Source organism: Sulfitobacter sp., from assembly GCF_036961165.1.
In the GTDB taxonomy this organism is placed as follows: Bacteria; Pseudomonadota; Alphaproteobacteria; order Rhodobacterales; family Rhodobacteraceae; genus Sulfitobacter.
In genome coordinates this window covers 1-7,088 of sequence record NZ_JBALVJ010000119.1, presented here as the reverse complement: position 1 = coordinate 7,088, position 7,088 = coordinate 1, and the positions used below count along the sequence as shown (strand labels likewise).

The 7,088-nt window shown below is 54.0% G+C and carries 6 protein-coding genes; 3 read left to right on the top strand and 3 right to left on the bottom strand.

Annotated elements, in window-relative coordinates; genetic code table 11:
• Nucleotides 1-193: 193 nt before the first annotated feature.
• The 3 genes from V7730_RS21370 to V7730_RS21360 all read right to left on the bottom strand — a co-directional run bounded on the left by V7730_RS21370 (nucleotide 194) and on the right by V7730_RS21360 (nucleotide 2,851).
• Nucleotides 194-736, bottom strand: a complete 543-nt coding sequence (locus V7730_RS21370; RefSeq protein WP_335749581.1) for a phasin family protein — start codon at nucleotides 734-736, stop codon at nucleotides 194-196.
• 775 nt (nucleotides 737-1,511) lie between these two features.
• On the bottom strand, nucleotides 1,512-2,357 hold the full coding sequence (locus V7730_RS21365; protein WP_335749580.1) for a c-type cytochrome: 846 nt from the start codon (nucleotides 2,355-2,357) through the stop codon (nucleotides 1,512-1,514).
• A 227-nt stretch (nucleotides 2,358-2,584) separates the two neighbouring features.
• The gene (locus V7730_RS21360) at nucleotides 2,585-2,851 is read right to left on the bottom strand and encodes a hypothetical protein (RefSeq protein WP_335749579.1); all 267 of its coding nucleotides are present in this window, start codon (nucleotides 2,849-2,851) and stop codon (nucleotides 2,585-2,587) included.
• A 439-nt stretch (nucleotides 2,852-3,290) separates the two neighbouring features.
• On the opposite strand from V7730_RS21360, the gene choX reads away from it, so the two are divergent.
• From choX to choV, 3 genes are read left to right on the top strand one after another with little or no spacing between them, the layout of a single operon-like run.
• Nucleotides 3,291-4,217 (top strand): choline ABC transporter substrate-binding protein, encoded by a 927-nt coding sequence (gene choX / locus V7730_RS21355; RefSeq protein ID WP_335749578.1) that lies wholly within the window; start codon nucleotides 3,291-3,293, stop codon nucleotides 4,215-4,217.
• A gap of 55 nt (nucleotides 4,218-4,272) precedes the next feature.
• Entirely contained in the window at nucleotides 4,273-5,106 is an 834-nt protein-coding gene (gene choW / locus V7730_RS21350) for a choline ABC transporter permease subunit (RefSeq protein ID WP_335749577.1), read from the top strand.
• A complete protein-coding gene (gene choV, locus V7730_RS21345) occupies nucleotides 5,103-6,125 on the top strand; it encodes a choline ABC transporter ATP-binding protein (RefSeq protein WP_335749576.1) in 1,023 nt (340 codons plus the stop codon). The genes choW and choV overlap by 4 nt, the downstream gene beginning before the upstream one ends.
• The last annotated feature ends 963 nt before the right edge of the window (nucleotides 6,126-7,088 follow it).

Sequence of the window (7,088 nt, the reverse complement as noted above, 5' to 3'; positions counted from 1 at the left end):
GTTGGATACATCTTAGCACGCTGTCCAATTTTGCCGGACCACTTCAAAAATGCTCGACGCTTGGGGGCAGTGTCAGATCACATCGAGACCAATTCAACTTATGTTGCATGTCCAAACAACTAAGATCATGCAAAAACGGCGGGTCCGTTGCAGAACCCGCCGTCCGTCATATCACAGTTCGAAGGTAGAGGTCTTAGCTGGATTTCTTGGAAGCTGAACCGGCCTTGTCAGCTGTGGCTTTGTCTGTGGCATCTTTAGCGGCCGATGTAATCTTGTCGGTTGCCTCTTTGGCGTTCGCCGCGACCTTATCGCTCATTTCTTCACTGGCCGATGTAATCTTGTCTGTGACCTCTTTGGCGTTCGCCGCGACCTTCTCACTCATTTCTTCACCGGCCTCGGAGGCCAGCTCTTTCGTTTCGGTCCCAGCTTTCTGGGTCACTTCGCCGACATCCTGAGCGGTGTGAGTCATAAGATCCATCTGCTTTTGCGCAAATTTGCTATAGACCTTGGCATAATCAGCAGGATTTTCAAGGACCTGCGTGGCCTCGCCAAGGTTAGAAAGTGCTTCTTTCGCGGTATTGCTCACGATCTCAACCGACCGGGTTCCGGCCTCGATGAAAATCGCAGTCATCCGCTGGTTCATGCTGGCCATCGACTTGATCAGGTCTTGGCCGCCCTTGGGGTTGAGCAGGCTCTGGATGTCGAACATGGCGGTTTTTGTGTTCTGCGTGGTCATGTTAAATCTCCTTCTGGAGGACTGGGTGGGTTGTTGCTGTAGGTTCAAATGTAATGCTGCAGCGCAGCATTGCAACCACTGCGCCGCAGCAAGTCAATAAATATTTATCGAACAGGGAGGTCAATTAGCAGCGACATGACAAAAGCGACGGACTGCCTTCAACGCCAATCCACAGTTACCGTGTTGATGTTCGCGCCCTCATTGAAATTGAACCAATACAATGCAATGCACTATAAATTGTCGGCATTACGGACCGACACGGTTTGTGGACACCCCCAACTATAATGGCAGCGACGTCCGCGTTGCGTGAATTCATCCGTCTCCCAATTTTGGGGGTGCGACGAAAGTCTCCTATGGTGGGCCGCACTGCGGCATCGCAATCCTATGCTGAAGGTCGCCAATGGGCCGTTCGCGTGCGTGATTATTAAAGTGCAGAAAACGGCGCTTGGCTGCGTCGGGCAGTATATTCTGCAGTGAGTTTCAAAGTCTGGTCTTTGTCGATTCGCCCAATAGATCACTCGCGGCGTCAACCGAGAACAAGTTCACGGTCCGCAGTTCAAACCGGATCGTTGAACTTTAGATGTTTGTCGTTTGGGATCAAGACAATGCCGGGCAGGCACATCCATTCGGCGTTTCTTCTTCCGAGTATACAGGGGTTCACGTCCATGATAGCCGCCACAGCGCTGCTATCCGTTTGTGCCGCATACCTGCCTCCTAAGAACTGGGTTTCAGCAGTCTCCGAGGGGCCAAAGCTTCAGAACTGCGATCATTCGGACTACGTTGGATCAGGAAGCGCGGGAAGCTGACGCAGATACAGGATGATTGCATCCAGATCTTCGGGCTTCAGCCGTGCGTAGTGGTGGTATCCCATTGGCGGCATCATCTGTGATCCATCAGGACGCAAGCCTGCTGTGATCATTTGCTTGAGCGCATCATCGGTCCAACTGGCAATCCCGTCTTCCTCATGAGGCGTCAAGTTCGCGGAGATGGACGTGCCCCAGGGGCCATCAAACTTAAAGCCGCCAGCGCCCGGCTGGTTGATCCAATCTGGCCCCCCTTCCTGGCCCATCGGGCTGTGACATTCTATACAATGCGCGACTGGACCGGCCAGATATTCACCGTATTCTACGGTAATGCCCTCTTCGGGGTGGGGGACAGACCCTACTGGGGGGCCATAGGCTGGCGGCAGCGGAATTTTATAGGTGCTTGCGCCTGGATCGTTCTCTACCGTTGGCACCGTTTGGAGATATTTGACCATCGAAAAGACGTCATCATCCGAAAGTCGACTATAGAGCGCGATGGGCATAGGCGGGCCGATGACGCGCGTGTCGTGTGGGGTGACCCCCTCCCGAATTGCCCGTGCGAATTCTTCATCGGTCCAATCTGATACACGTCCTCTCGGGGTGATGTTCGGTGCAATCGCTGTGAAGTGCGGGTTCTCTTCCACAAGGCGGCCCGCAAGGTTCATGCGTTCAGCGGGCCCGTTGGGTCCCATGGGCGTATGACAGTTGCCGCAGCCTGCCGGACCTTCAACGAGGTATTCGCCTCGCTCCACAGTCGGGTCAGCAAGCGCGGCGCTACCGCTTACAAGTGCAACGGATAGAAATTTCCCTAAAGTCATAATTCAATCCCTCCCTGATCATCAAAGGATTGCACATTTTAGTGAGTCGCCGAAGTGCTTTGCGTTTACGAATGCCGGATCTGCATTGTGCGACGCGTGAAAGATGCTGCGCAGCGTAACTGGCCTTTTAATGCGGACAGAGGCAAATTGGTGATTTCGGTTGCTCCCCGGAGCGGACCTTCGGTCTTTCATGTATCAACGTCCGCAAAGGGCCGTTTGCACTTAACTTATCTCTTTAAAGGAATGACATTTGAATCACCTTTGACGAAGGCGACTGGGCCTTCTTTCTCAATGGTTACCTGTACTTCCTCAAATGCGACCTGATCATCGTCGAAAAGATCATCCCAAACGATGGATGTTCCATCTTCGGTCACAACTTCCAAGGACCATCCATCTCCGCCTTCCAGCTTGCAGATGTCGACCTTGAAAGGAACTCCTTCCACGACGATGCGCCCCGATGCGCTTGAAATGATCAGATTAGGTTCAAGTTCCATCAGTAGACCTCTTAGAGTTTCGTCCTGCAGCTTAAGCCGCCCGAACGTCGTTGCCAACGTCTGCAATGCGAAAGCTGCATCGCAGCACGGGGAGGGCTTGCGAACGGCAGGTCTGGGCCGTTCTTGTCGATCGACATAAGGGGCGGGAAGGAGCCATTCGCTGCACGTGCGCGGTAAGATTGGGCCAAAGGCGACAGCCGACATTCAAACGGTAACGAATTGGAGTTCCATTCTGCGGTGCGGAAGGCAGCTCCGAGCCCGTTTTGCCGATTTTCTGCAATGCCGCGCAGCACCGACAAAAAGAAATCGACAAATCGCAGGGAAAGATGCCTCGACCTACATAACCTACCCTCCCAAAATTGCATGGTATCTCCTTGTTGAACCGCTTAAGCTTATACACCTCTGCCAATGAGCCGTTTCAAAAACCAAGGAGATTTCAATGAAATTCGCCGCCACAATTTCCACACTCGCACTGATTACAGTCGCAAACGCAGCATTCGCCAATTGTGAAGAAGTCCGCTTTTCCGATGTTGGTTGGACTGACATAACAGCGACCACTGCCGCCACATCCTTTGTCCTTGAGGCACTTGGCTATGAACCATCAACCGATATTCTGTCCGTGCCTGTGACCTATGCATCGATGGCGGAGGGTAACATCGACGTCTTCCTCGGCAATTGGATGCCCACAATGGAAGGCGATATCGCCACCTACCGCGAAGCGGGCACTGTCGACACCGTGCGCATAAATCTGACCGGCGCCAAATACACACTCGCGACCAATGCTGCTGGTGTTGCTGCGGGGATCACTGATTTTGCCTCTATCGCGACAGCCGCTGAAGCACTTGACGGTAAGATATACGGAATCGAAGCGGGCAATGACGGCAACCGTTTGATCCAAGACATGATCGACGGCGGCGTGTTCGGCCTGTCCGATTTCAAAGTCGTTGAATCCTCCGAGCAGGGCATGCTGGCCCAAGTTGAGCGTGCCGTTGACCGCTCCGAGCCTGTCGTGTTTCTTGGCTGGGAGCCGCATCCCATGAACGCCAACTTTGATCTGACCTATTTGCCCGGTGGTGATGACTTCTTTGGCCCAGATCTGGGCGGCGCCACAGTTGCGACAAACACGCGTGCCGGCTATGTCGCCGAGTGCCCCAATGTGGGCAAGCTGCTGACGAACCTCGAGTTTACCCTCGCCATGGAGAACGAGATCATGGGCGCAATCCTGAATGACGGTGTTGATCCAGAGGATGCGGCCAAGGCATGGCTTACAGGCAACACCGACATTTGGACGGCGTGGCTTGACGGTGTGACGACGCTGGACGGTGGCGACGCTGCTGGTGCCGTTACAGCCGCACTGGCCAACTAAAAATAATAAGAGGGGGTCCAGAGGTGCCCCCTTTTCTCTACCGTAAGGGGCGCGCATGGACTGGTTAGAAACATATAAAATCCCGATGGATGATATGTCAGAGGCCATCGTGGATTGGCTTAAAACACATGCGCGGCCGTTCTTTGATACCCTGTCGGACGGTTTGGAATGGATGATCGACGGTATCGTCTGGGCCTTGCAAACCCCGCCCACCCTGCTCATCGTCGTGCTGTTCGTTGCTTTGACATGGGTGTTACAGCGTTCTTGGAAAGTGTGCCTTCTGGTCACGCTCTGCCTGCTGTTCATCATCAATCAGGGATATTGGGAGGAAACAACCGATAGCCTTGCGCTCGTACTGTCGTCTTGTGTGGTGTGCATGGGGCTGGGTGTGCCCATCGGCATATTCCTCGCGCACCGTCCCCGCGCCTATCAGTTCATCAGCCCCGTTCTGGACCTGATGCAGACCCTTCCCACTTTCGTCTACCTGATCCCCGCGATCGTGTTTTTCGGCCTCGGCATGGTGCCGGGCCTATTTGCAACAGTGATCTTCGTGATCCCCGCCCCGATCCGGCTGACATACCTTGGCGTTTCCAAGACCCCAACGGAATTGACCGAAGCCGCAGTGGCATTTGGCGCGACCCCCACCCAACTGCTCTGGAAAGTCGAATTGCCCTATGCGGTGCCCCAGATCATGGCTGGCCTGAACCAAGTCATCATGCTGTCCCTATCGATGGTTGTGATCGCCGCCTATGTCGGCGCTGACGGACTTGGCAAACCTGTGGTGCAGGCGCTTGGGCGCAATGATCCGGGTTTGGGGTTTGAATCAGGCTTTGTCATCGTCGCTGTTGCGATCATGCTGGACCGTATGCTGCGGGTGAAGCGATCATGAACGCTGTAGAATTTGATAACGTCAGCATCGTCTTTGGTGATAAACCAGCCAGTGCATTGCCCTTGATGGATGCAGGGCAGCAACGGGCTGAGATCAGCGCCGCCTGCAACCAAATTCTTGGTGTGCACAACTGCTCGCTCACTGTGGAAGATGGCGAAATTCTTGTGCTGATGGGCCTCTCCGGCTCTGGCAAATCGACATTGCTGCGCGCAGTGAACGGCCTGAACCCCGTGGTGCGCGGCAACGTGCGCGTCAAGACGGGCGACACGATGACAAGCGTATCTGGCGCCGACCGCAAGGCTCTGCGCGATCTAAGGCTGCGCACTGTGGCGATGGTCTTTCAGCAATTCGGCCTGCTGCCGTGGCGCAATGTGCGCGACAACGTCGGGCTTGGGCTCGAGCTGGACGGGCAATCCGCCGCCACGCGCCGCGCACGAGTGGATGAAGAGCTGGAAGGCGTCGGCCTTCTGGACCGCGCCGACGCTTTGGTCGGAGAGCTGTCTGGCGGGATGCAGCAAAGGGTCGGACTTGCGCGTGCCTTTGCCACAGATGCGCCGATCTTGTTGATGGATGAGCCGTTCTCGGCCCTCGACCCGCTTATCCGGTCGAGGTTGCAAGACGACCTGCTGGACATGCAAGCCAAACGTGGACGCACGATCATCTTCGTCTCTCATGATCTGGACGAAGCGTTCAAGCTGGGCAACCGCATCGCTATCATGGAAGGTGGGCGGATTGTGCAATGTGGCACGCCCCAAGACATCTATTCCAATCCCGCCAACGATTATGTTGGCGATTTCGTAGCCCACATGAACCCCCTCAGCGTGCTGTGCGCGCGCGATGTGATGGAGCCCGTGACCGGCGCACCCTCAACCACCGTTGCCGCTGAGACGAGCATCCGCGTTGTGATGGGCCAGCTTGGTGAAGACGAGACGCTCATTGGCGTCATCGAGGGCGGAAAAATGATCGGGCAGATTTCAAAATACCGCATTCTCGCAAAGCTAAGCAACCTCCGCAGCTAAGCCACCCATGACCCTCGTCACACCATATCAACTGAAACGAAAGCTCCCATTCGTTTGACGAGGTCATGGACTGCTTTGTCCGCTGACCGACGCTTAACTCAATAAAATGCTGCACGATGAATGAATGGCCGCAATGACGGGCCGCACCGCAGCATCTTGAAGTCATGGCCAAGGTCCGCAAAGGGCCGTTCGTGATTATTGGCCAGACTTTGGTGCGGCATGTTGAAAAGCCAAGAATGCGTCTCATGACCAGTTTGGTTCGCCAGTTGAGTGGTCTGGATTGATTGCAACGCTACTAAAAGCAAATCGGACGTCTGTGATCCTGCTGCAACGGTTGTTTCGCCACTCAGAACGGCTTCCGATAAGCTTCCGGATTTTTTCGGCAAATTTTACTAAATTCAAAAATCACGTAAAATATTGAATTTAAACCAAAAATGGTGCCCCCACACGGCGAGAGGTGAAGATTTACTGCTCCACAACCTACTGAAATATATAGATTAATCAATATATTATTTCGCCCTGTGAACCCTCTTGTGTTACCTCTTGTGGTTAGTTTGTCCTGCGATTGGATTGATGGGTTTTACAGCAATAAAGGTCTAGGTTTTTGGAAGATTTGATGCGTCCCGTAGGCGCTGGTTTGGCGTAAAATCCCTTCGTCTCCGCCACCATACTAGATACACCGTAAGGCGTTGAATTTATTGACGTTAGTGAGGTGGTGAAGTTTGCTTACCACACACGTTGACCACACATCTTACTGATATAATGCTGGAAGTTATCAGTTCCCATGTCGGGCAAAGTGACATGGCTGCCAATCTGAGTAGGACAAATAGAAGCTCTCAATGGCTGGGCCAGATTAATCAGATGTTAGGAACGGCCCAGAGCTGCCATTGGCGGTCTTTGTAGCGAATGGCAGCTTTGAGCCCGTTGTGACGGATGCTGCGCTGCGCATGAATGGCTGCTTTC